This window comes from Flavobacterium rhizophilum, assembly GCF_046000485.1.
GTDB lineage: Bacteria > Bacteroidota > Bacteroidia > Flavobacteriales > Flavobacteriaceae > Flavobacterium > Flavobacterium rhizophilum.
Genome location: NZ_JBELQB010000001.1, coordinates 277,969 through 302,585 on the forward strand (window position 1 = coordinate 277,969; position 24,617 = coordinate 302,585).

27 protein-coding genes are annotated in these 24,617 nt (G+C 36.4%); 13 read left to right on the forward strand and 14 right to left on the reverse strand.

Annotated features, from left to right (window positions below; translation table 11 throughout):
- The first annotated feature begins 129 nt into the window (after positions 1-129).
- The 3 genes from ABS768_RS01370 (at position 130) to dnaX (ending at position 2,689) form a co-directional block, all read left to right on the forward strand.
- On the forward strand, positions 130-459 hold the full coding sequence (locus ABS768_RS01370) for a hypothetical protein (protein WP_408073122.1): 330 nt from the start codon (positions 130-132) through the stop codon (positions 457-459).
- On the forward strand, positions 425-1,519 hold the full coding sequence (locus ABS768_RS01375) for a DNA topoisomerase IB (RefSeq protein WP_408073123.1): 1,095 nt from the start codon (positions 425-427) through the stop codon (positions 1,517-1,519). The genes ABS768_RS01370 and ABS768_RS01375 overlap by 35 nt, the downstream gene beginning before the upstream one ends.
- Before the next feature lie 84 nt (positions 1,520-1,603).
- Entirely contained in the window at positions 1,604-2,689 is a 1,086-nt protein-coding gene (gene dnaX / locus ABS768_RS01380) for a DNA polymerase III subunit gamma/tau (protein ID WP_408073124.1), read from the forward strand.
- Between the two features lie 82 nt (positions 2,690-2,771).
- On the opposite strand, the gene ABS768_RS01385 is transcribed toward dnaX, so the two are convergent.
- Positions 2,772-2,906, reverse strand: coding sequence for a hypothetical protein (locus tag ABS768_RS01385; RefSeq protein ID WP_408073126.1), 135 nt, complete (start codon positions 2,904-2,906; stop codon positions 2,772-2,774).
- 70 nt (positions 2,907-2,976) lie between these two features.
- On the opposite strand from ABS768_RS01385, the gene ABS768_RS01390 reads away from it, so the two are divergent.
- Positions 2,977-3,372 (forward strand): hypothetical protein, encoded by a 396-nt coding sequence (locus ABS768_RS01390; RefSeq protein ID WP_408073127.1) that lies wholly within the window; start codon positions 2,977-2,979, stop codon positions 3,370-3,372.
- A gap of 310 nt (positions 3,373-3,682) precedes the next feature.
- Here the strand turns inward: ABS768_RS01390 and ABS768_RS01395 are convergent, their stop codons facing one another.
- On the reverse strand, positions 3,683-4,363 hold the full coding sequence (locus tag ABS768_RS01395; RefSeq protein ID WP_408073129.1) for a DUF4294 domain-containing protein: 681 nt from the start codon (positions 4,361-4,363) through the stop codon (positions 3,683-3,685).
- A gap of 79 nt (positions 4,364-4,442) precedes the next feature.
- Between ABS768_RS01395 and ABS768_RS01400 the strand changes: the two genes are divergently transcribed.
- Positions 4,443-5,531, forward strand: a complete 1,089-nt coding sequence (locus ABS768_RS01400; protein WP_408073131.1) for a M42 family metallopeptidase — start codon at positions 4,443-4,445, stop codon at positions 5,529-5,531.
- A gap of 52 nt (positions 5,532-5,583) precedes the next feature.
- Here the strand turns inward: ABS768_RS01400 and ABS768_RS01405 are convergent, their stop codons facing one another.
- From ABS768_RS01405 to ABS768_RS01430, 6 genes are all read right to left on the reverse strand, one after another.
- The gene (locus ABS768_RS01405) at positions 5,584-5,967 is read right to left on the reverse strand and encodes an ankyrin repeat domain-containing protein (RefSeq protein WP_408073133.1); all 384 of its coding nucleotides are present in this window, start codon (positions 5,965-5,967) and stop codon (positions 5,584-5,586) included.
- Positions 5,968-6,149: 182 nt separating this feature from the next.
- Positions 6,150-7,097, reverse strand: coding sequence for a phosphoribosylaminoimidazolesuccinocarboxamide synthase (locus tag ABS768_RS01410; protein ID WP_408073135.1), 948 nt, complete (start codon positions 7,095-7,097; stop codon positions 6,150-6,152).
- Between the two features lie 51 nt (positions 7,098-7,148).
- The gene (locus ABS768_RS01415; protein WP_408073137.1) at positions 7,149-7,547 is read right to left on the reverse strand and encodes a hypothetical protein; all 399 of its coding nucleotides are present in this window, start codon (positions 7,545-7,547) and stop codon (positions 7,149-7,151) included.
- A 47-nt stretch (positions 7,548-7,594) separates the two neighbouring features.
- Complete coding sequence (locus tag ABS768_RS01420; RefSeq protein ID WP_408073139.1) at positions 7,595-8,026, reverse strand: hypothetical protein; 432 nt, start codon at positions 8,024-8,026, stop codon at positions 7,595-7,597.
- 2 nt (positions 8,027-8,028) lie between these two features.
- A complete protein-coding gene (locus tag ABS768_RS01425) occupies positions 8,029-8,544 on the reverse strand; it encodes a hypothetical protein (RefSeq protein WP_408073141.1) in 516 nt (171 codons plus the stop codon).
- A gap of 12 nt (positions 8,545-8,556) precedes the next feature.
- Complete coding sequence (locus ABS768_RS01430) at positions 8,557-9,504, reverse strand: PhoH family protein (protein WP_330441534.1); 948 nt, start codon at positions 9,502-9,504, stop codon at positions 8,557-8,559.
- A gap of 104 nt (positions 9,505-9,608) precedes the next feature.
- On the opposite strand from ABS768_RS01430, the gene ABS768_RS01435 reads away from it, so the two are divergent.
- The 5 genes from ABS768_RS01435 (at position 9,609) to dnaN (ending at position 14,449) form a co-directional block, all read left to right on the forward strand.
- Entirely contained in the window at positions 9,609-10,436 is an 828-nt protein-coding gene (locus tag ABS768_RS01435; protein ID WP_408073143.1) for an SAM hydrolase/SAM-dependent halogenase family protein, read from the forward strand.
- A 57-nt stretch (positions 10,437-10,493) separates the two neighbouring features.
- A complete protein-coding gene (locus ABS768_RS01440; RefSeq protein ID WP_408073144.1) occupies positions 10,494-10,790 on the forward strand; it encodes a putative quinol monooxygenase in 297 nt (98 codons plus the stop codon).
- A 46-nt stretch (positions 10,791-10,836) separates the two neighbouring features.
- Entirely contained in the window at positions 10,837-11,562 is a 726-nt protein-coding gene (gene gldF / locus ABS768_RS01445) for a gliding motility-associated ABC transporter permease subunit GldF (protein WP_408073146.1), read from the forward strand.
- Positions 11,562-13,247, forward strand: a complete 1,686-nt coding sequence (gene gldG / locus ABS768_RS01450; protein WP_408073147.1) for a gliding motility-associated ABC transporter substrate-binding protein GldG — start codon at positions 11,562-11,564, stop codon at positions 13,245-13,247. Before gldF ends, gldG begins: the two co-directional genes overlap by 1 nt.
- A gap of 83 nt (positions 13,248-13,330) precedes the next feature.
- Complete coding sequence (gene dnaN, locus ABS768_RS01455; RefSeq protein ID WP_035130739.1) at positions 13,331-14,449, forward strand: DNA polymerase III subunit beta; 1,119 nt, start codon at positions 13,331-13,333, stop codon at positions 14,447-14,449.
- Positions 14,450-14,610: 161 nt separating this feature from the next.
- Here dnaN and ABS768_RS01460 read toward each other — a convergent pair whose 3' ends face one another.
- The 4 genes from ABS768_RS01460 to ABS768_RS01475 all read right to left on the reverse strand — a co-directional run bounded on the left by ABS768_RS01460 (position 14,611) and on the right by ABS768_RS01475 (position 20,047).
- Complete coding sequence (locus ABS768_RS01460) at positions 14,611-15,459, reverse strand: alpha/beta fold hydrolase (RefSeq protein WP_408073149.1); 849 nt, start codon at positions 15,457-15,459, stop codon at positions 14,611-14,613.
- A gap of 109 nt (positions 15,460-15,568) precedes the next feature.
- Positions 15,569-17,341, reverse strand: coding sequence for a MutS-related protein (locus ABS768_RS01465; RefSeq protein WP_408073151.1), 1,773 nt, complete (start codon positions 17,339-17,341; stop codon positions 15,569-15,571).
- A gap of 74 nt (positions 17,342-17,415) precedes the next feature.
- Positions 17,416-18,255, reverse strand: coding sequence for a universal stress protein (locus tag ABS768_RS01470; protein ID WP_408073153.1), 840 nt, complete (start codon positions 18,253-18,255; stop codon positions 17,416-17,418).
- A 148-nt stretch (positions 18,256-18,403) separates the two neighbouring features.
- Positions 18,404-20,047: an LVIVD repeat-containing protein gene (locus ABS768_RS01475; protein ID WP_408073155.1), complete on the reverse strand. Its 1,644-nt coding sequence runs from the start codon at positions 20,045-20,047 to the stop codon at positions 18,404-18,406.
- 204 nt (positions 20,048-20,251) lie between these two features.
- Here ABS768_RS01475 and mnmE point away from each other — a divergent pair, with 204 nt between their 5' ends.
- Together mnmE and ABS768_RS01485 are read left to right on the forward strand one after the other, a co-directional pair.
- Positions 20,252-21,649, forward strand: a complete 1,398-nt coding sequence (mnmE, locus tag ABS768_RS01480; RefSeq protein ID WP_408073157.1) for a tRNA uridine-5-carboxymethylaminomethyl(34) synthesis GTPase MnmE — start codon at positions 20,252-20,254, stop codon at positions 21,647-21,649.
- A 259-nt stretch (positions 21,650-21,908) separates the two neighbouring features.
- Positions 21,909-22,904, forward strand: coding sequence for an IS3 family transposase (locus ABS768_RS01485; protein ID WP_408073159.1), 996 nt, complete (start codon positions 21,909-21,911; stop codon positions 22,902-22,904).
- A gap of 314 nt (positions 22,905-23,218) precedes the next feature.
- Here ABS768_RS01485 and ABS768_RS01490 read toward each other — a convergent pair whose 3' ends face one another.
- Both ABS768_RS01490 and ABS768_RS01495 read right to left on the reverse strand, forming a co-directional pair.
- On the reverse strand, positions 23,219-23,533 hold the full coding sequence (locus tag ABS768_RS01490; RefSeq protein ID WP_408073296.1) for a T9SS type A sorting domain-containing protein: 315 nt from the start codon (positions 23,531-23,533) through the stop codon (positions 23,219-23,221).
- 9 nt (positions 23,534-23,542) lie between these two features.
- On the reverse strand, positions 23,543-23,743 hold the full coding sequence (locus ABS768_RS01495) for a hypothetical protein (RefSeq protein WP_408073161.1): 201 nt from the start codon (positions 23,741-23,743) through the stop codon (positions 23,543-23,545).
- Positions 23,744-24,142: 399 nt separating this feature from the next.
- On the opposite strand from ABS768_RS01495, the gene ABS768_RS01500 reads away from it, so the two are divergent.
- Positions 24,143-24,616: a Dps family protein gene (locus ABS768_RS01500; protein ID WP_408073163.1), complete on the forward strand. Its 474-nt coding sequence runs from the start codon at positions 24,143-24,145 to the stop codon at positions 24,614-24,616.
- The last annotated feature ends 1 nt before the right edge of the window (position 24,617 follow it).

The window sequence follows — 24,617 nt, forward strand, 5'->3', positions numbered from 1 at the left end:
ACTCAACCCAATATTTAAGATTTTTTATAAATACAGCGTTTTTGTTTAACACTTCGTTGGCAGCAAAGCAGTTAGTAAATCTGTACTTTTATTGTAGTAAAACAAGCATTAACTATAAAAAGAAAAATTATGGACAGGCAAATGTATCATTACGCAACAGTATCAAAAGCGTTAGAAGAATTATATCAAAAAGGATTTACAACTGATTACAATCTTGATGAAGACCGCATAAAACAACACTGTGAGGATTTTACCATAGAACACATATACCGTTACGAAGGAGAAACAGATCCTGCCGATGAGGCTACCGTTTACGGAATCATGTCTAAAGATGGAGAAAAAGGGGTTTTTGTAGCAGCACAGGGAGCTTATACTGAAAAAAGTGCCGCTAAAATGCTACATAACCTAAGTATTAAAGGCAGAGATGAAGGCTGTGCAGAAAATGGGGCCAAGGCTTAAAAACAAACTGGAAAAAATAGGTAACGATCCAAAGGTTACCGCAAAAGCTGTTGGTTTACGCTATTCGCTTACTAGTGAAAAAGGCTATTACAGAAAACGTAAAACCAACGGCTTTTTTTATACCGATAACAACGGAAATATACTATCCGACAAAGATGTACTGCAAAGGATTAAAAAACTTGTTATTCCCCCTGCCTGGGAAAACGTATGGATTTCTCCTTATGAAAACGGTCATTTACAGGTTACCGGCTATGATAAAAAAGGGAGAAAACAATACCGCTACCACCCGGAGTGGACTAAAATTAGAAACCAGTCAAAGTTTTACCGCCTGCGAAGGTTTGCACTTGCCCTACCGGATATACGCCAACAGGTAGAGACCGACCTAAACAAAAAAGGTATGCCCTATGAAAAAATAGTCGCCTTGGTGGTAAAGCTATTGGAACTAACCAATATAAGGATAGGAAATGAAGCTTATAAAAAACTATACGGTTCCTTTGGACTTACTACACTAAGAGACAAACATGTAAAGTTTGAAAAAACCACTGTTTATTTTGATTTTACGGGTAAAAAAGGAGTAAAACACAAAATAAAGCTGCAAAGCCGAAGGCTTGCTAACCTTGTAAAAAAATGCAGGGATATTCCGGGATATGAATTGTTTCAATACTATGATGATGACGGAAAGCACCATAGCATTGGGTCGGCAGATGTAAACGCCTACTTAAAGGAAATTACAGGCGAAGATTTTACCGCAAAAGATTTCAGGGCCTGGGCAGGAAGCCTCAATGCACTATGTTGTTTTCATGAAATAGGCGAACATACCAGTATAACCGACTGTAAAAAGAAAATTGTATCGGTGTTAGACAGTGTTGCTTCAAAACTGGGAAATACACGGTCGGTTTGCAAAAAATATTATGTACACCCTACCGTTATAGCCTCTTACGAAAACGGAAGTATTTGGCGCTATAAACCTGTAAGCGATAAGGAAATGCCTTTTAATACAGAAGAAAAAGCCCTGCTGGAACTTCTTTCTAATGAAAATATTGCCGAAGTGATAGCTTAAATGTTAGTAACTTTTAATTATTTACAGCTCAAACAAACTTGCCATTGCCCGTGCAATTAGTATATTTGTTGCACAGATTTTTCTATGGAACAGTTTATAGTATCAGCCCGAAAATACCGCCCGCAAACCTTTAAGGATGTTGTAGGTCAGCTGGCTATTACCAATACGCTGCTAAATGCTATAGATAACAATCACTTAGCTCAGGCCTTACTATTTACAGGACCAAGGGGAGTAGGTAAAACTACCTGTGCCCGTATACTTGCCCGTAAAATAAATCAGGAAGGGTATGACGATCCTAACGAAGATTTCGCTTTCAATGTTTTTGAGCTCGATGCGGCATCAAACAATTCGGTAGACGACATACGTAACCTTATCGATCAGGTTAGGATACCACCACAAACAGGTAAGTACAAAGTATATATTATTGACGAGGTTCACATGCTGTCTCAGGCGGCGTTTAACGCCTTCCTTAAAACACTGGAAGAACCACCAAAGCATGCTATTTTTATACTTGCAACTACCGAGAAGCATAAAATTATCCCAACGATACTTTCCCGTTGTCAGATATTTGATTTTAAACGAATCACTGTAAAAGACGCTAAAGAACACCTTGCAGAGGTTGCTAAAAATCAAGGTATTACATTTGAGGATGATGCATTACATATCATAGCTCAAAAAGCTGATGGTGCAATGCGTGATGCCCTGTCTATTTTTGACCGTGTGGTGAGTTACTGTGGTACTAACCTTACGCGACAGGCTGTTACCGAAAATCTTAATGTACTTGACTATGAGTACTACATTAAGGTAACCGACCTTATTCTTGAAAACAAAATACCTGAACTGTTATTAGCTTATAATGATATACTGGCTAAAGGTTTTGACGGACACCATTTTGTTGCCGGATTAGCATCTCACTTCCGAGACTTATTAGTATGCCAAAACCCGGCTACACTGGTATTACTGGAAGCCGGAGAGGTTGCCCAGCAAATGTATGGCGAGCAGGCAAAAAAAGCTTCACAACACTTCCTTTTACAGGCTATTGATATAGCTAACGATTGTGACCTTAAATACAAAACAAGCCAAAACCAAAGGTTATTGGTTGAATTATGCCTGATGCAGCTTGCCTCTATCACTTTTGATGGAGAAAAAAAAAAGCTGACAAATTTATAATTCCTCCCCATTATTTTAAAGATTTAGCCAAGGGTAATTCCCCTGTTCAAAATACTGCACCCGAAAGTCAACAGACCAGTACTCAGAATACAGCCTCACAACCCGAACAGGAACCATCTAAAACAACAGGAGGTATATCTCCCCTTCCGGCAAAAGAACTCGAGGTAGAAGCCCCTGTAGTCATTAAGGCTCCGCCTAAGCCTGAACCTGATAACACCGAAAAAGTATCGGCATTATCTCTAAACAGTATAAGGCAAAAACGTGCACTTGCAGAAAGCCAGAAAGCTATGCAAAGGCATCATGATGAGCTTCCTACCGAAGCTTTCAATGAAACCGATATGCGCCTGTTATGGAATAAGTTTGCCCAGCGTCTTAGTGATACCGGTCAGAAGATTATGTCTACTTATATGCAGATTAATGATCCCGAATTACAGGATGACGGATTTACCATTAAACTGGAATTACCTAATGAAGGCTCTAAAGTAGACTTTGACAACAATAAAATAGAACTTTTAGGCTATTTAAGAGGGAAACTTCACAACCATGACATAGTTATCGAAACGCATGTAAACGAGACCGTAGAGAAGAAATATGCGTTTACTCCTGAAGACCGATACGAAAGGCTTAAAAACATAAATCCGGCCTTAGATTTATTACGCAAAACATTTGATTTAGATATTTAATAATTTAGCCAGCAACTTAACTGGGTCTGTAATAACACTTCAGCTATATTAACGTTGTAGTATAGTTTCTATACCCGGGATTTATAATTACTTCAAACTTTTTACGGAACTACGGAACACAAAGTATTCATACTGATGGTAAAACCTGCCCCTATAGGTTCCAATACGGAGATATTAATACTTCTTACTTTTAAGAAAGTGTTAAGTCCTGTGAGCTTTTAATTATTACCGTATTTACCTTCTCTTTAATTTTCTTGGAGCAAAGGTTACACTACAGGTCTAAAAAAGAAAACCCAATATTAATTAATTTTTAATTATTGACTTTGTTTTTATTTTTCCAAAGCTGCGTAATAGTATCATAATCAATTTCAAAAGCAGGTTCCTGCCTTGCCAACCTATGGGAGTCAAAAGCCTGTAGCAAATAGCCTTCAATGTAGTAATCTTCGGCAACTGTAGCCGGGCTGTATTCACGCTTCAGGTCAATATCAAACATCTTGGCAATACGACTGGACCAAAAGGCCTTCCATCCACTTTTATGTTCTTTAATAAGATTAAAGGTAGACTCCCCTGTTTGCCTGTGTATTAATTTTACAAGTATTTGTCCGTCTTTCCTTGAAAGCTTTTTTAACTGGTCTTCAAATTCATTCTCAAGATAATTCTCGACTATTTTGGCGTATTTTTTACGTTCCTTATCCGTTTTAAGCTTCTCCATATTAGCATTAAGCATGGTAAGCCTGTCGGCAGCTATTTTTGCGTAAGGGTACACCTTTAAAACCCTTCGTTTAAGTATGAGCAGGCGTTTTTTCTGTTCAGCACTAACAGTATCATCCACATTAGATATAACCATTTCCTCCAAATCGTATTCAAAGGCTATACTATCATTCTCCACTTGGTTCACAACGCCTTTTTTAATGGTATCCTGAACAACCTCCTGACTAAAGCATGAAAGAAGTGAAAAAAGTACTAATATGATTGAAAATTGTGCTCTCATTCTTAAAAATTTATCCCAAATTTAGACATTTATATGTTACTCTGTAATGTAATTAGTAATTTAGCCAAAATTTATTTGTATGTCAGAAAAATCTATATTAAACGCTAAATCGCTAGACTTTTTAGAACAATATTTAAACAACCCATCCCCTACCGGATATGAAGCCGGTGGCCAAAAAATATGGATGGAATACCTAAAGCCTTATGTTGATACTTTTATTACAGACACATACGGATCTGCAGTAGGTATTATCAATCCTGATGCCAAATACAAAGTTGTAATTGAAGGCCACAGTGACGAAATATCATGGTATGTAAATTATATAACGGACAACGGACTAATTTATGTTATAAGAAACGGAGGATCTGATCACATGATTGCTCCCTCTAAACGTGTTAACATTCATACCAAAAACGGAATCGTAAAAGGTGTTTTTGGTTGGCCTGCCATACATACCCGCCTTCGCGACAAGGAAGAGCAGCCTAAAATAGAAAACATATTTATAGACCTTGGATGTTCTAATAAAGAAGAAGTTGAAAAACTTGGGGTACATGTAGGTTGTGTGGTTACTTACCCGGACGATTTCATGGTTCTTAATGAAGATAAATTTGTTTGTAGGGCTATTGATAATCGTATAGGTGGTTTTATGATTGCCGAAGTTGCAAGATTACTACATGAAAATAAGAAAAAACTTCCGTTTGGGTTATATATAACAAACTCTGTACAGGAAGAGGTTGGCTTAAGAGGTGCCGAGATGATTACTAAAACCATTCGCCCTAATGTAGCTATTGTAACCGATGTTTGCCATGACAGTACAACCCCTATGATAGATAAGCGTATTGAAGGTGAAACCCAAATAGGTAAAGGTCCGGTTATTACTTATGCACCTGCTGTACAAAACAACCTAAGGGAGCTTATAATTAATGCTGCTGAGAATAACAGTATACCTTTCCAAAGATTAGCTTCATCAAGAGTTACCGGTACTGATACCGATGCTTTTGCTTATAGCAACGGTGGTGTGGCTTCTGCTTTAATTTCACTTCCTTTACGTTACATGCATACTACAGTTGAAATGGTACACCGTGATGATGTGGAAAACGTAATTAAACTGATTTACGAATCGCTCCTTAAAATTGAAAACGAAGAGACTTTCTCTTACTTCAAATAATAAAAAAAGCACCTCAATGAGGTGCTTTTTAATTTAGGACATAAAGTATTAATTATGCGTTTTTAAGAAACTCCAGTGCTTCTTTGGCTTTAGATGCCTCAGCATATTTTTCAGCTGTATGACCTCTTTCGTCTTTAGCGTCTACATAAGCACCGTTATCGATTAATAACTTCATAATTTCAACATTGTTATAACGCGCAGCCAGCATTAAAGGTGTTTTACCGTTAGATGTCTCATTAACATCTGCACCGTATTCAATGAATTTTTTTACAGTCTCTACATCTCCTTTACAAATAGCGTTGCAAAGTGGTGTAACAGAGTAATACTCCTTTACTAACTCAAATCCGGCTGATGCAGGTTGAACAGTTGTTGATGCCATTGTAACATTACTAAATGCAAATATGGCTAAGCCTAAATAAATGATCGTTTTTTTCATGATGATTGATTTTTAAAATTGATGATTTGATTTGCTTTAATAGACGACCACAAACAATTAAACGTTACAGCTTTACTTTTATTTTAACATTTATTTAACAATATTCATCTTACTATGCAGGCATATAAAAACAAAAGCGTCCCGCACAGGCAGGACGCTTTCAACGATTATTTATCGTAAAATTATTTATTTAAAAATGCCAGAACATTTTTCTCTATTCGACTGTTAATATCAGAAATATCAGCTTTAGCAAACTTCTCTCCTAATATATTTTCATAAAGTTCAATGTATCTTTCAGAAACACTTTCAATGTACTCTTCTGTCATTTCAGGTATTTGCTGACCATCTTTACCCTGAAAACCATTAGCGATTAGCCACTGCCTTACAAACTCTTTAGAAAGTTGTTTTTGAGCTTCGTCTTTATTTTGACGCTCCTGGTAACCATCGGCATAAAAATAACGGGAAGAATCAGGTGTATGTATCTCATCAATCAATACAATTTTACCGTCTTTAGTTTTACCAAACTCATACTTGGTATCTACTAAAATAAGTCCTCTTGAAGCAGCAATCTCAGTACCTCTCTGGAAAAGATCTCTTGTATATTTTTCAAGTACAAGGTAATCTTCCTCGCTTACAATACCGTTTGCAAGAATAGCTTCGCGGGAAATATCCATATCGTGCTCTCCATTATCTGCCTTTGTTGTAGGCGTGATAATTGGTGAAGGGAATTTATCATTCTCTTTAAGTCCTTCAGGAAGTTCAACTCCGCAAAGTACTCTTTTACCTACAGCATATTCACGGGCAGCGTGACCTGAAAGGTAACCACGAATAACCATTTCAACCTTAAACGGATCACATAAATGACCTACAGCCACATTTGGATCGGGTGTATCAATTAACCAGTTAGGAACGATATCCTCTGTAAGACGCATAAATTTAGTGGCAATCTGGTTAAGTATCTGTCCTTTGTATGGTATACCTTTCGGCATAACCACATCAAAAGCCGAAAGCCTGTCGGTCGCAACCATAACAAGCAGTTCGTCGTTAATATTATATACTTCCCTTACCTTACCGCGGTAAACCGATTTTTGTCCCGGAAAATTGAAATCAGTGGTCGTGATGGTGTTCATTACCTTATAGAGTTATTTCATGTTTAATAAGCTGCAAAAATAAGAAACTTATTATTGCAAATTTTGCTTTTTATCGTACTTTTTAAATCCAATAGCATAAGCTATGTTAACAGCCAGCATTAATAATGCAAATAGACTATAACCAAATTGAACACCGGAACTCATCATTCCGACAGAAGGAATAAGAAAGGCTAAATTAAAAAGAGCAAATGTTTTATTCAATTTCAAATCAAAAAACCACATTATACCATAACTGAAAAAAGAAATAAACAACACTAATACAGATAAAACAGGTGTTATGCTGGTAAAATTAAAATCCCATGCATTCCCAACAGTTTTATTCATGCCAAAATTTCCCCATCTGTCATCTGAAATCACATAAGTAATAGTAAGTATTATTAATATAAATGTAAAAATAAACGGGTTTCTTGGCTTTTTAAAATCAATCATTTAATATTTGAAAATTAAAATTGTGCAAAAAAAAGCACATTTAAATATTATAATTTTTTTTCGTTAATATCTGTTTTTAACCTTTTTCCAATAGCCAAATTAATAATAAGCATTACAAAAGCAGTGAAAGATAAAACAAGCTCAGGAAAACGCGACATTATAATCATACTGGTTGAACCCAATAATAAAGCAGCTATAAGACTAACAAGATTAATAAGACTAATTGATTTACTTACTTTAAATTTTAATACCCACATAACGCTATAGCCCAACAGACATAAAACCATAACGAATGCTCCTATATAAGGAGCATAATTTGTAATATCCCAAGCCCATCCAACTGTTTTGTTTACTCCATAAGTCCCTACTGAATCAGAACCTGTGGTATATAATAAAAATAAAGACAATGATACTAAAAGCGATATAATTAGAATTATAACTATACTTAATACAAATGTTTTTGGCTTGGTAAAATCCATTATTATTCCTTAACAATTAATTCAAAATGAAAATCTCCAGATATTAAATCGTCTAATATTGCTACAAGAAATCTATCACCTTGTTTTAGTAATTCATATCCCTGAACTGCATTTTTAAAATAAGATTTTAATTCAAAAAGATTATTTGTATTGGTTTGACAAATCATAAGTCTGTAATCTGAGTTAGAAAGTAAAAGTTTTTCAAAGTCATACTTTATCTCTTTAAAATTTCTATTCCACTCACATTCCATAACTAATGGTACAGTTTGTAAAGAATTTTCAGCATTGCTTTTAAACCAAACTAAATCATACAACCATTCTCTACTGTATCCATCAAAGCCACTGGTACATACCTGATAACCGTATGTTTCTCCTAAGCCAGATATTAATTGCTTAATTCTATAAGTCCAGTTTTTATCTCCTTTTAAAGTTTTATCAATATACCATTCTTTTCTAACCTGACTGAGAATATTTAATAATTCAGATTCTATTTTGGTAAGGTGTGTTAATTCTGTCATAGTTTTTTTGTATTAATCGTGGTTTTCTATGCTTTTATAAGCATCAATAATTTTCTTAACCAGTTTGTGGCGAACAATATCTTTATCATCAAGGTATAAAATACCCACACCATCCACATTTTTAAGAATTAAAAGCGCCTCTTTAAGCCCGGATGTAGTTCTGCGCGGTAAATCTACCTGTCCTGGGTCACCCGTAATCATAAACTTAGCGTTACGTCCCATACGGGTAAGAAACATCTTCATTTGCGAATGGGTTGTGTTTTGCGCCTCATCCAGTATCACAAAAGCATTATCAAGCGTGCGTCCCCTCATAAATGCCAGTGGCGCTATCTGGATAATACCTTTAAGGATATAATCTTCCAGCTTTTCATGCGGAATCATATCACGCAAAGCATCATATAATGGTTGCATGTAAGGGTCAAGTTTTTCCTTCATATCCCCCGGCAGGAAACCAAGGTTTTCACCCGCCTCTACTGCCGGGCGTGTTAGTATAATACGCTTAACCTGTTTTTCTTTAAGTGCTTTTACGGCAAGAGCAACACCTGTATAGGTTTTACCTGTACCGGCTGGCCCTACAGCAAACACCATATCATTTTTATACATGGAATCTACCAGCTTTTGCTGGTTTGGGGTAATGGCTTTAATAAGCTTCCCTCCTATACCATGTACCAGTATTTTATCACTGGGATCCATCATTTCGGTTTGGGAGTCGCTTTGTATTACCCTTTCAATAACATTATCATCTATGTTATTATAACGCGTAAAATGCAGCATTAGCCTTTTAAACCGCTTTTCAAACTCATCTAGTATTTCCTTTTCTCCAAAGGCTTTAAGTGTAGTACCCCTTGCTACGATCTTTAATTTGGGGTAGTATTTTTTAATAGTTTCCAGGTGGGAGTCCTGTGCGCCCCAAAAATCTTTTGGAGCGATGTCTACAAGTTCAATTATTCTTTCGTTCAAAAGCAGTTATTTTTAATTAAGAATGATAGCTATATAATTATTAGCTTTGCAATCAAATTTAGTGAATTTTTGAAATCGCTTATTTAAAACTTTTGCACAATTTTATGTCAATAATTACCCTTACTACCGACTTTGGCATCAAAGACCATTTTGTGGGCGCTTTGAAAGGGAAAATTATATCTGATTTTGCAGAAGCCCGCATTGTAGACATTTCCCACCATATAGACCTGTTTAATGTTTCGGAAGCCAGTTATGTAATTGGTGCTGCTTACAACAGTTTTCCTAAAGGTACGGTTCACCTTATTGGTGTAGATGCCGAACTTACTAAAGAAAACAAGCACATCGCCATGCAATGGAACGACCATTACTTTATTTGTGCCGATAACGGGATTTTAAGCATACTTACACGAAAAGTGGTGCCGCAGCGCATTGTAGAAATAAACATTCACGACCGTCTGCCCAGTGGCTCTACAGCTATGGATGTATTTGTAACCGTAGCCTGCCATTTGGCAAAAGGCGGATCACTAAGTGTTATTGGCAGGGAGATACAGTCACTAAAGGAAACCAACGAACTTAAGGCTGTAGTAGCAAGCGATAAAAATTCTATTAAGGGCTATGTGGTATACATAGACCATTTTGGTAACTGTGTCACTAACATTTCCCAAAAACTAGTTAAGGAGGTTGCCAAAGGCAGGAACTTTGAAATAACCTTTAGTACCAAAACCATTAAATCGGTCAAATCTGGATATTCTGATTTTGCTGTAAACGAGAAGTTTTCCCTAAAGGATTATGAAGGGGAAAAACTGGCTATTTTCAATGAGGCCGGTTACCTTGAAATAGCCATATACAGGAGTAATCCGTTAACCGTAGGTACCGCCCGCACACTGCTTGGACTTAAGTTTAGGGACGTGGTTAATGTGGTTTTTAAATAGCTTTGTGCGAATCAATAATAATTATACTATAAACAATAATAAAATTTAAAAAACAGTATGTTTGTACGGATTGTAAAAATGAGCTTTCAGGAAGATAAAGTGGATATATTTCTAAATAACTTCCATGAATTCAAACAACACATACGAAATTATCCCGGAAACCGTTTTTTAGAACTATACAGGGATAAAAAAGATCCTTCGGTATTTTTTACCTACAGTTATTGGGAAACCGAAGAGGATTTGGAAAACTACCGCCACTCTGATTTGTTTGAAGAGGTATGGTCGTTTACCAAAAAACTGTTTAAAGACAGGCCTGAGGCCTGGAGTGTAGACAAAATAGTTAGTTTACCATAAAAACATTAATAACTGTTAACCATAAACTAAAAACCAGGCATTACTAATGAAAGCATTGCTGCTACGAGAAATCAAATCCTTTTTCGGGTCACCTATAGGGTATTTGGTTATTGCTATTTTCCTTTTGCTTAACGGGTTGTTCCTTTGGGTATTTGAAGGCGACTTTAATATACTTAACAGCGGATTTGCCGATTTAAGCCCCTTCTTTACGCTTGCACCGTGGATACTTATTTTCCTTATCCCGGCCGTAACCATGCGTAGTTTTTCTGACGAAAAGAAACAGGGCACCATTGAACTATTGTTTACCAAACCTATCACTGTTTGGGAAATGGTTAACGGAAAATTCTTTGGGGCACTTTTGCTAATTATATTAGCAATACTACCTACCATAGTTTATGTTTTTGTACTGTCATCACTGGGAGACCCATCCGGTAATATAGATACCGGCAGTATAATAGGATCCTACTTCGGATTACTATTCCTTATCTCCGGATATTCGGCAATAGGTATATTTACCTCTGCCCTTTCAGATAACCAGATTGTAGCCTTTATAATGGCTGTTTTCCTTTGTTTTGTATTCTACTATGGTTTTGAAGGTATTTCTGCCGTAGCAGTAGGCTTTAGTGATTTTGTTTCGGCTTTAGGTATGGATTACCATTTTAAAAGCATTAGCCGTGGTGTTATAGATACAAGGGACATTATTTACTTTGTAAGCATCACCTTGCTTTTCTTATCGCTTACTGTTTATAAACTTAAAACACTTAAATGGTAATGAAAAAAGGAAAACAATATATAACGAAACAACTGCTTATAACAGTTTTACTTTTACTTGCCGTTAACTTTTTAGGTAACTTTATTTTTAAACGCTTTGACCTTACGCAGGACAAACGCTATACGCTGTCTGAAGCAACACTAACCCTTATAAAAAACGTAGACGAACCTGTTTATATAGATGTATTGCTTGAAGGTAATTTCCCTGGAGAGTTTAAACGCCTGCAAACTGAAACACGTCAGTTACTGGAAGAGTTTAAGGCTTATAACCCAAATATCGAATTCCACTTTGAAAATCCGCTTGCTGAAGAGGAAACAAGACAGCAGGATATGCGTATGCTTTACAGCAGAGGCTTAACCCCTATTAGCGTTACTGTAGACGATAAGGGTAAACAGAGTCAGGAAGTGGTATTCCCGTGGGCTATTGTAAGTTATGGTGATAAAACAACAAAAGTACAGCTTCTTAAAAACATGATGGGTGCCTCTACTGCCGAAAAGGTAGTGAGTTCGGTGCAGCACCTTGAGTATGCTTTTGCCGATGCTATCAATAAAGTTACCAAAGAGAAAGAAAAGAAAATCGCTGTTATAAAAGGAAACGGAGAGCTTCATGAGTTGCTTATGGCCGATTTCCTTAAACAGGTGCGCGAAAACTATTTCATAGCTCCTTTTACGCTTGATTCGGTTGCAAAAAGCCCTATGAATACGCTTAAATCACTTAAAGATTATGATCTAGCCATTATAGCAAAACCAACACAGGAATTTACCGAAGAGGAAAAAGAAGTACTGGATCAGTATATTATTAGTGGTGGTAAAACCCTGTGGATGGTAGATGCCGTACAGGCCGAAATGGATAGCTTATATAATGAAAGCGGCAGAACACTGGCTTTCCCGCGTAAGCTTAATCTGGACGACATGTTCTTTAAATATGGGGTCAGAATTAACCCTGCACTGGTTAAAGATGAAAGGGCAACCCCAATATCACTGGCTGTAGGTCAAATGGGTAGTGAAACACAATACCAGCAATACCTGTGGCGCTTTGCTCCGTTTGTATATGCCGAGTCAGACAATCCTATTGTGAAAAATATGGATGGGATTAAATTTGACTTTGCCAACAGTATTGATACACTTAAAAACAATATAAGTAAAACCATATTACTACAATCGTCTCCCTACTCAAAAGCCATAGGCACACCAACACCTGTAAGCCTTGATATGGTAAACGAACAGACTAAACCTGAGGATTACGAAGGTCAGGGTTATTTAACGCTTTCTGTATTATTGGAAGGTCAGTTCCACTCTATGTATGAGAACAGGGTGCTTCCTTTTAAAGATCCTTCGTTTAAGCCTGTTGGCGTTGATAATAAGATGATTGTTATTGCCGATGGTGATATTATAAAGAATCAATTGGACCAAAGTTACCAGCCTCTTGAGCTGGGATATGACAAATGGACCAATCAGCTTTATGACAACAAACTTTTCCTGATGAACTGCGTAAACTACCTGTTAGATGATACAGGACTTATTAACATAAGGAGTAAGGAAGTGCAACTGCCAATGCTTGATAAGGAAAAAGTTTATGAACAGTACACTACCGTACAGTTTATAACTGTCGGATTACCAATCATAATTTTACTTGTATTCGGATTACTGTTTACATTTTTAAGAAAAAGGAAATATTCCCGATAGTGTTAATAAAAAATATTTCACATTCGGTTTGATTACGATATATTTGTGAAACGTAATTTTTACGAAAATCAAAGACCAAAGAAATGAAATTTATTGTATCCAGTTCATATTTGCTAAAACAGCTTCAGGTACTAGGGAGCGTTATCAACAGCAGTAACACACTGCCCATATTAGATAACTTCCTTTTTGAATTAGATAATAACCAGCTTACGGTTTCTGCTTCAGATCTTGAAACTACCATGTCTGCCTCTCTTGAAATTGATTCGGAAAGCCAGGGTAGCGTTGCCGTTCCGGCAAAACTGTTACTGGAAACCCTTAAAACATTTCCTGAGCAGCCGCTTACTTTCACTGTAGAGGATAACAATACTATAGAGATAAGCTCTAACTCAGGTAAATATGCACTTGCTTATGCATCTGGTGAAGAGTTCCCTAAAGCAGTATCGCTTGAGGATCCTTCTTCTACCCTTGTTCCTGCAGAAGTACTTGCTACTGCGGTTAGCAAAACTATTTTTGCTGCCGGTAACGATGATCTTCGTCCGGTAATGTCGGGTGTATTTTTCCAGTTCTCTCCGGAAGGACTTACGTTTGTAGCTACAGATGCTCACAAACTGGTTAAATATGCAAGAACCGATGTAAAAGCATCTCAGGTTGCTGATTTTATCATGCCAAGAAAACCGCTTAATATCCTTAAAGGTATATTAGCAACGTCTGACGCAGAGGTAAAAATTGAATACAACGACTCTAACGCTACGTTCTCTTTTGACAACTATATACTAACCTGTAGATTAATTGACGGTAAATACCCTAACTACGAAGCGGTTATACCTAAAGAGAACCCTAATAAGCTTTTAATAAACAGGACTTCTTTCTTAAGCTCTGTACGTCGTGTGGCTATCTTCTCTAACAAGACAACACACCAAATACGCCTTAAGATTGCAGGTACCGAACTTAACATCTCTGCCGAGGATATTGATTACTCAAACAAAGCAGAAGAAAGACTTACCTGTGATTACCAGGGAGACGACATGCAAATAGGTTTCAACTCGCGTTTCCTTACAGAAATGCTTACCAACCTGCAAAGCGACGAAATTATGCTTGAAATGTCGTTACCTAACCGTGCAGGTATCCTTACTCCTATTGACGGACTTGATGAGGGTGAAACTGTTACCATGCTGGTAATGCCGGTTATGCTTAATAACTAAGCCTTAATCTTTTACAAACACAGTAAATCCCAATAGTTTTTTTTACTGGGAGTGATATAACTGTGTCATAGCTACGCTATTTATCCAACCCTTTTTATATTTAAAAACCGCAACACTTAACTGTATTGCGGTTTTTTTTATGTTGCTAATATAATTAGCAATTATGAATTGATAAAACGTATAATATCTTCATTAAACTTTTGCATGTGGGTATAGAAAAGTCCGTGCGGGGCATCGTCATAAATCAAGTACTCACTTTGTGGTATATATTTAACCGTTTCTTCGGCAGAAATATCAATAGGCACCGTTTCATCATCCTTACCGTGTATTACCAGCGTTGGTATTTTTATAGCGGGTAAATCCTTCCTAAAATCGGTTGTAGACCATGCCTGCATTGATTTTATGGCTGCATATCCGGCCGAATTCATCGCCATGTTAAGCGTGTGCTGTAAATGTTCATCACTTACGGGATGGTTAAATATATTTACACCGAAAAATGTTTTCCCGAAATTAGCCAGGAAATGAGCCCTGTCCTGCTCCAGTTGTACTTTAATATTTTCAAACACATCCTGTGGCATACCTGTAGGGTTATCATTTGTTTCCAGTAAAAAAGGAGTCACAGCACTTACCAGTATGGCTTTACTTACCCTGCCATCCTCATTAAATTTGGAAAGATAACGGGCTACTTCCCCACCTCCCATTGAGAACCCTACAAGGGTAACATCTATAAGTTCCAGCTCTTCAATAAGTGCTTTCAGGTCGGATGCAAAAGTATCATAGTCATATCCTTCCCACGGTCGTGACGACATCCCGAAACCACGCCTGTCGTAAGCTATAACTCTTATATTATGTTTAGGAAGTTCGTTTAACTGGTATTCCCACATAGCGTGGCTTAGCGGCCAACCGTGAATAAGTATTACCGGTTTGCCCCTGCCTGTGTCCTGATAAAAAATATTGACTTCTTCTGAGCTTCCGGATAGGCTAACAGAATTTGTTTTAATAAATGGCATAGCTGTTTTTTGTTTTGAATTAATAATACCTAAAGTTACTAACCCTAAAAAACAACACTAACCTGATTAAGAAATATTTAGCTGTTAATAAACGTTAAACCTGAAACTGTTATATAACACCCATTTTTTCCATAAGGAAAGTCGCACTTTTATTTTTACAAATACCATCTCTTAACTTATAATCAAAGTAAAGATCGTTATCTACAATTTGGGCCTCAAAACAACTGTTACGTAAATCAGCAGGATATTGCGCAGTAGTATTACACACCTCAATATCGTGGGTTGCTATAGCGCCTATGGCTTTACGCGCTACCATTTTCTTAACTACCTCAATAGTTCCTGTTTGCTTATCATCAGAGTTTGTACCGCGTAAAATCTCATCAAGTAATACAAATGCCCTTTTGTGTTCTAAACTATCCATAATTTGCTTTAAACGCTTGATTTCGGCATAAAAATAGGATTCACTATCTGACAGGGAATCAGAAAGCCTCATAGAAACCAAAACAGGTAATGGATGTATATTAGCCTGTACCGCACAAATGGGAGCTCCCACTCCTGCCAGTACCATATTTACACCTAAACTGCGTAAAAAAGTACTCTTGCCTGACATGTTAGAACCTGTAAGTATTATGAATTGAGGATTGAAATCAACATCATTCCCTATCCTTGTCGTAGCATTTAGTAACGGATGGGCAACATCTGTAAAACTTACTTTATACTCGTTATTAAGGCTTGGGAAAGTAAATTCGGGATTATTGTAATAAAGGTTAGCCAAACTGTTTAAAGCCTCTACCTCGGCTATTATATCAAGCCAGTGTGATATGGCCTCAGCATGCTCTTTTTTCCATTTTAAAAGCGTATTAAGCGTATGTACATGGAATAAAAAAGCTCCGTTAAACAGTATCATGGCAAACAGGTTGTTTACCGTATCCATCCTTGACAAAAGATCTGACAATCTTCTTATCTGCTCGCCTGCTTTATGGTTTTTCAATACAAGGTCTTGCTGCAATTCTTTTAGCTTTTCACTTGTAAACGATTCTTTTTCAATCTGCTCTATTATGAGTCCGTAATTATATATTATCTCATGGATTTCGGTTGTATCGGCAATTTCAGACTTTATCAGTTTAAACTGTGTAGAAAGAAAACCAAGATTAAATACAAACAGATATCCTGAAATATCTAAAAAACTCCTGTTTTTCGTTACAAAATAAGCTATCAATGTAATAATAAATAGTGCCGGAAAAACATAAGCAGCCATCAATACGGCTTTAGACATACCTTTAAGGTTGCTTTTACTCCACTCTATAAGCTTTTTATATATGGTGGCATTGTCCTTATTCATTTTCCCCATAGCCATTATTTCCTGTCTCCATTCGGGTTTAGTACTCAGTTCCTTAATAGCCTCCTGATTTTTAAGTATCTCATCCTGAGGCAACACATTTAGTAGCAGTGACGCTAATTTTTCCTTCCCTTTAAAGGTTTGTGTGCGGTTCATATTATGGAATAACGACCTGTTACCAAAAATATCAAGATCATACGAATAGGTATGGTGAAAATCAATAAACTCCTCCCCGTTTTCAAACGGAATACCTTCTTTTTTCAAAAAGGTCATCTCATCTATATTGATATCCTTTAACGCTCTTGCCCTGGTTCTTGCCTTAGAAATCGTTCCGTGTTTTCTCATAAGAAAAATAAAGGCAATTATCCCAATTATAATACCTATTAGATAAACAGAATCACCTTCTGTTTTAAGTAATTGCCAGCCAAAGAATAAAATTCCCAATACTGCTACAAGTCTTAAAAGACTAATGGTATTATACTGTTTTTTGAGTTGTTCCAGCTGCTGGGTAAAATGGGTAAGTCTTGAAGAGTAAAAGTTCATAGGTAAGAGGTTGTTAAAGCACAAATATAGGTATTGACTTATAAAAAATCCCGCCTTTTAGCGGGATAGTATTTTTAATTTTCGTGGAATACCAATAATGGTACTTTAGTGTGATAAGCCATTTTTTTGGTAAGACTCCTATGGAAAAGTCCTTCAAAAAACCCTCGCTTGTGTTTACGCATAACAAGCATATCCACATGCTGACTTTCTATAAAGTCAAGAATAGTTTGCTCAATATGATCTCCGGCTATATTAAAGAAATCAATATTCTTTTCCCTGTAATACATTCTCCATTCGGCAATCCTTTCATCAATATCAGACGGATCATCAGGGTTTTTAATATACAGGCACTGTACAGTTGCCTTAAACTTATCGGCTATCTCCAAAGCACTTTTTAAGGCATCGTTATCTTTTTCCCTGTATTGGGTTGTAAAGGCTATATTTTTTATCCTGTGATGAAATTCGGCTTCCTCAGGTATTGCCAGTACCGGAACATCTGAATTAGAAATTACAGAAGCAGTTGTAGAACCTATAAATGTTTCCCTTAGTCCTGAAGCCCCTTTAGTTCCCATCACTATAAAATCTACATCCTCATCTTTAGTCACTTTGTTTATATTGTATACCAAATCGCCATATAGTAGCATATTCTTGATTCTTACATGCCCCAGCCCCTTTTTTTCTGCAATTTTATGAAGCTCCGGTAGTTCATCCCTAAAGCTCTCAAATTGGTTCATCTCTACAATATCAAAAATCTCCTTAGTCATTTCGGGCATTGGCGGAGTATCTACTATAGGCAAGTCATATACATGTAAAAGAATAAGCTCAGCGTCAAAGCTATCGGCAAAGCGCAGGGCATAAACAAAAGCGGCTTTTGCAGCCTGAGAAAAATCCGTTGGAAAAAGGATATGTTTCATAAATAAGTACGATGTTGATGTATTGTAAAGTTACAAAAATTATCGTCTTAAAATTATGACATTTATCACTCTTGTTTGTAAGGTTTTTGTTAAAAAAAAAGACCGGCAAAAAGCCGGCCTTTCCTATAATTGTGTTTGTTTATGTTTCTTAATTCACGTTGTTAAAGGTATCTGTATACTCTCCGGCAATGGTTACATTATTTCCTTTAGTTACGTTACCGTATACTGTAATTGTTGAACCCGAACCTACAAACTCCAGTGTAGAGTTACTGTTTAGTACAAGGTTACCATATACAACTACACTACCTTCAATTCGTAATACCGCATTACTGTTTACATTAAGTGATAACCAAGGGTTGTTTGCCTGTCCCTGAGCCAGTGAACCTTTCATGTAAAAAGTACCGTTACTGTTTACGTTTAGCCCCTGAGAAACTGATAACGAACCACAGAAAGTAAGGCTTGAATTAGCATTTACATTCACACCCTGTAACGAAGCCGATCCCTGATACTCTTTAGTTTGGTTAGAGTTTACATTTAACCAAGATGATCCGTTGTATGTAGGGAAATCTGTACAGTCAATAGTTTGAACATTAGTCATAATACGGGCTATTTTAAGACCTCCATTACCCATGGCAGCAAAAATATATTTGTCTTTACTCACCACGTAATTACAAGATCCGTTAAGGTTAATAGACCCCATAATATTAAGTCCCTGGTTTCCGTTTCCGTTCTCATAAATGTAAAGTCCGGCGCCACCATTGGCAATGTATACCTTATCATCGTTTACCGATACCGCGTTTGTTGTAATGTCTGACGAATCTACACCTTCAACAAATGTTGGTACGTTTATCGTTTGTGTTTTATTACCTGAGTTATAGTTGTAAACACCCAGTCCGTTATAACCTTCGGCAACTAAAAGAGTATTGTTCCCTAAAAAATCTATAGTTCTTTTTGCAGAAGCAACATCCTGTGAAGTAGCAAAAGTTGTTTGCTGGTTCATGTTATTTGTATTATATACTTTTACTCCCTGAGTTCCGCTTAGAACCACAACTTTATTACTGTTGTATCCTACAGCTCTTAAATCATTTACAGGGATAGTAGCTTCAACCTGATTGTTCGACTTGTTTATTTTTACAAGCTCTCCGTTATCACCAGACACAGCAAAATAATTATTACCAGACGATGTTACAGATGTACCCACATTACCAGGAATAGTAGTTTGAGTATAATTAGTGCTTAAAAGTCCGTTTGAAAGCGTCATAGCTGCTGTAAATGCCGGAGAATCAAGCTCAGGGAAAGCATCAATACTCGCTGCCCCGGCAACATATAAAACTCCGTTATCGTAACTAACTGAACTAATATCGGTATCCGGTAAAACAGCCTGCATTACCAACTGAGGAACAGCAGGGTTTGAAATATCAATTACATCAATAGCTCCCGAGTAAGCCTCACCTTCTGTATTATATGATACATAAGCGTAGTTACCGTTAATCGCAACGTGAGTAGCTTTCAATGTTAAATTACCATATACAGGTGGTTGTACTTCGGCAACCAGCTCAAGTGGAAAATTTCCGGCAACATCTTCACCATCCCTACCTGCTATAGGAAGATCTATATTAAGTACTCCCGAATTGTCAAATTTAATTCTTTGGTTTAGGGATTGAGAGTCGGTGTTTAAAATAATTTTCTCCTGTACATCCGGTGTGTTTACCGAACTGTCGTCGTTGTTACAGGAAACCATTAATACTAGTGCTCCTACAAGAGCTCCAAAGCGGGTAAAATTCTTATTCATAATCGATTTTGTGGGGTGAAAAATTTTCATTTAATTGACTGTAATATTTATTTTTTAAATTTCATCATTCAAATTATAATACAAATGTAACTAAAAGATTTTCAACAAGTAACTCATTAATAGATGAATGGTAGTAATTATACGACGAATGAACAAATGTTTGCGTTGTGTGTTTAATAACTATCTTTGCAAAAACTTTTGTTTATGATTTTACAGGACACCATAGTAGCACTTGCAACACCTTCGGGAGCCGGAGCCATAGCCATTATACGCTTATCAGGTAAAGATGCCATTACTATAGCATCTAAGGTTTTCCGTTCGGTTTCCGGTAAGGACATCACTAAACAAAAAACACATACTATACACCTAGGTCATATTGCCGATGGTGATAAAGTTTATGACCAGGTACTATTATCCCTTTTTAAAGGACCTAACTCCTATACAGGTGAAAATACCATAGAGATTTCCTGCCATGGTTCTACCTTCATACAACAACAAATCATTCAACTAATGTTGCGCAGTGGGTGTCGTATGGCTAATGCGGGAGAGTTTACATTAAGGGCCTTTCTTAACGGCAAGTTAGACTTATCTCAGGCTGAAGCGGTAGCCGACCTAATTGCCAGCGATAATGAAGCTTCACACCAAATTGCCATGCAACAAATGAGAGGTGGTTTCTCTAACGAAATTGCTAAACTGCGTGATGAACTACTAAATTTTGCTTCTCTTATAGAGCTTGAGCTTGACTTTGCTGAAGAGGATGTTGAATTTGCCGACCGTACCCAGTTTCATGACCTACTGAACCGAATTGAATTTGTACTTAAAAGACTCATTGATTCATTTGCTGTAGGTAATGTTATTAAAAACGGTATTCCGGTTGCTATTGTAGGAGAACCTAACGTAGGTAAGTCTACCCTGCTTAATGCATTACTAAACGAGGAAAGGGCTATTGTTTCTGACATCGCAGGTACAACAAGAGATACCATTGAAGATGAACTGGTTATAAACGGTATAGGTTTCCGATTTATTGATACTGCCGGAATTAGGGAAACCGTAGATGTGGTTGAAAACATTGGTATCAAAAAGACTTTTGAAAAAATAGAACAGGCCCAGGTTGTTATTTACCTGATAGATAGTTCGGCTCTGGCAAATGATAGCGAATACCTTAACAGACTTAAAATTGAGATTGAAAAAATAAAAAACCAGTTTCCTTTAAAACCTCTTATCGTTTTAGGAAATAAAGCCGATAAAATTACCGAGGCTCAGAAAACCGAAATCACTTCAGCTATTGAAGAACTGATGCTTATTTCTGCCAAGGAAAATACCGGTGTTGATGAACTTAAAAACAAACTGCTTTCTTTCGTTAATACGGGAGCATTACGTAATAACGAGACCATAGTAACCAATACAAGGCATTATGATTCATTATTAAAAGCTTTAGAGGAAATTCAAAAGGTACAGTTTGGACTAAATTCAAACCTTCCTGCCGACCTTATGGCTATTGATATAAGACAGGCGTTATACTACTTTGGAGAAATCACAGGGCAGGTTACTAATGACGAACTTTTAGGTAACATTTTTGCTAATTTTTGTATCGGTAAATAGCAGGCGCAAAATATCGCAAGACAACACAAACAAAACCATTTAAATTGTTATAAAACAGCAATTTAACTGGTTTTTCATTTTTAGCCACTTTATCTTTATTTGGTGATGTTTGGCTCAAATTTGTACCCCATTTGTACCTCGCCCTTAAAGTTGTCCTCCGGGACCTTTTTTTGGCGAAATAATGGCACACAGAGACACTGGAGTTCATACCAAAAAGTGGACACAAAATAACGGAGTTTTGTGGCGTTGTAAATTTTAAATGAGAAAGAGTATCAAGAGTAATAGCAAAATAAAAATACAGGCAGAGCTTAAGCAACTGAGAAAAGAATTAAGAAAAATAAAAAATGAAAAAGCAATATTAGAAAAATGTGCTGGTTGCCTTCAAGCCAGCACAAAGGTAAAATTCGAATTTATCGACCGTCAATTGTCCAATTTTGCAGTAAAAGATATGTGTAGAATTGTTAGTGTAAGTAGCAGCGGCTACTATAAATGGAGAAGCAGGACACCATCAAAAAGAGCTCAACACAATTTAGTATTGCTTGAGGAAATAAAGAAAGTACACTATCGAAATAAAAAAAGGTACGGTAGTCCTAGAATTGCAAAAGAACTTCAAGCATTAGGTTTTCATGCTTCGGAAAAATTGATCCGAAAATTAATGAAAAGTGCATCTCTCGAGAATGTTTATAAAAAGAAGTTCAGGAAAACAACCAACTCCTCCCATAAATACCCAACCGTTGAAAATAAACTTCAACGAAATTTTAACGCAAATAAGAAAAATGAAGTATGGGTATCTGATATAACTTATATATGGGCGGGAAAAAGATGGCTTTATCTTACTGTCGTAATTGATCTTTATAATCGAAAAGTGGTCGGCTGGTCTTTGTCAACCAGCCTTAAACCTAAATATACAACTATAGAGGCTTTTAAAAAAGCTATTACAAAGAAACTAATTAGAGAAAGCTCACCTTTGATTTTTCATTCAGACAGAGGTATACAGTATGCATGCAAAGAATTTGTTGAAGAACTCAGTCAGTACAAAGAAATAATACGAAGCATGTCACGAAAAGGCGACTGTTGGGACAATGCGGTTTCGGAAAGTTTTTTCAAAACACTAAAAACAGAACTTATTTATCAAAATAATTATCAAACAAAGAAAGAAACCGAACAATCGATTTCTGCTTACATTAAATCATTCTACAACAAACAAAGACGACACTCGTACTTAGATAATCAAACTATTTTAGAATACCAATGAATAAGGTAATGTATTGTGTTAAATGATGATCATATTTCAAATTATATTCTTCCTCTGTTACAGGCTATAGCCATAAAGTATTGCTGATATTTATATTGGTACCTGGGAATATATGTCATCGACTTGCTTGCTGTGACCCCAAGCCAATGCGCTATATTAAGCGGGTACTTTATAATCTGTATTTTTTTACAAGCCTTTTAGGGCAACACCGTATTTGGGAGCGCGAAGCTGTGTTAAACGAATAAGATTCCATTTAATAAAAAAGTCCGTATAAATTATATGACGACTTATAGAAATCGAGCTAATAAGCTGCTTTACTTCACAACACAACGTGTTTGGCAAACTTTACCGTCAACAGTTGCCACATTGATCATGTAAATCCCTTCAGGAAGATTTATGTTAGCTAAAAGCAGTTCTTTTCCGGAAGTTTGTTTTTTATACCCGCTGCTTACTATAGTTCTTCCTAACATATCTGTAAATGTTATGTGTTTCACCTCAGTATCTTCCGGCAATACTACAATAGTAGATCCTTTAAAAGGATTGGGGTAATTAAATATATTTGTGTGTAGTGTTTCAAATTCGGTAACCGAAAGGCTCTGAGCTCCAAAATTTATATCTCTTACGGTTATGTAAAAATACTATGTAGCTGTATACAAGCTTATTACATAAAATACAATACTCCTTACCTTCCCTCCGTTAAACGACTCTCCCTGCGAATTCTGAAAAGCTGATAAAGGGATGTTAATTCCGGTACCCTGACCATGAACAGGCAACTGATAGGTCAACCTGTTTTCCCAATTAGTTAGGTTTTCTGTAAATAAAACTACCTCAACACCCATCGTTATGCTACAGGCTAGGTCTTTCCAGTTATAAAGGTCTTTTTCTTCCCGTAATTTTGTTATGGTTTAATTCAAGCAACATTATACCCAGAAAAAAAGGTACACCATACACAAGTGGATTGGTAAAATTCATTAATTAAGCAGGTTAAGTTCGTACTTCTTAAAGCTACCTATATGAGAACTTAAAGATAAGTTAATCGATTAATTGTTAACTGATTGCTCAAACTTATTATACTCCTCATAATTTTACGATATATCGTTAAATAAAATAACACCTTTAAACCATAAAAAATTAAAAACCAACAACTTAATACAAATGGCAATAAAATAGCTAACATAACAACAACTAAAAATATTTAGTTCAGCTAAACCTAAATAGTAACATTAATTAAAAAACTTATGGAAGCATTTATTGGTATTAAAAATGAAAATATTATACAAATAACCGACTCTCTAAGCAAGCTACTTGCAGATGAGTTTGTGTTGTATACAAAAACCCGAAACGCTCACTGGAATATAGAAGGGAACGACTTTTATAATAAACATCTGTTTTTTGAAGCCCAGTATAATCAACTGGATGAAATTATGGACAGTGTAGCCGAAAGGATAAGAACTTTAGGACATTATGCTCCGGCTACATTAAAAAGTTTTTTGGAACTAACACATTTAACCGAAGCATCAAGGTCACATAACGACAGTTTGGGGTTTATTAAAGAACTTTTAGAGGACCATGAGAGTATTATTATTTTCCTGCGTGAAAATATTGAGCATTTTGCCTCAGAGTTGAAAGACTATGGCACCAGTGACTTTATTACCGGGTTAATGGAAACCCACGAAAAAATGGCCTGGATGTTACGATCTCATTTAAAATAAA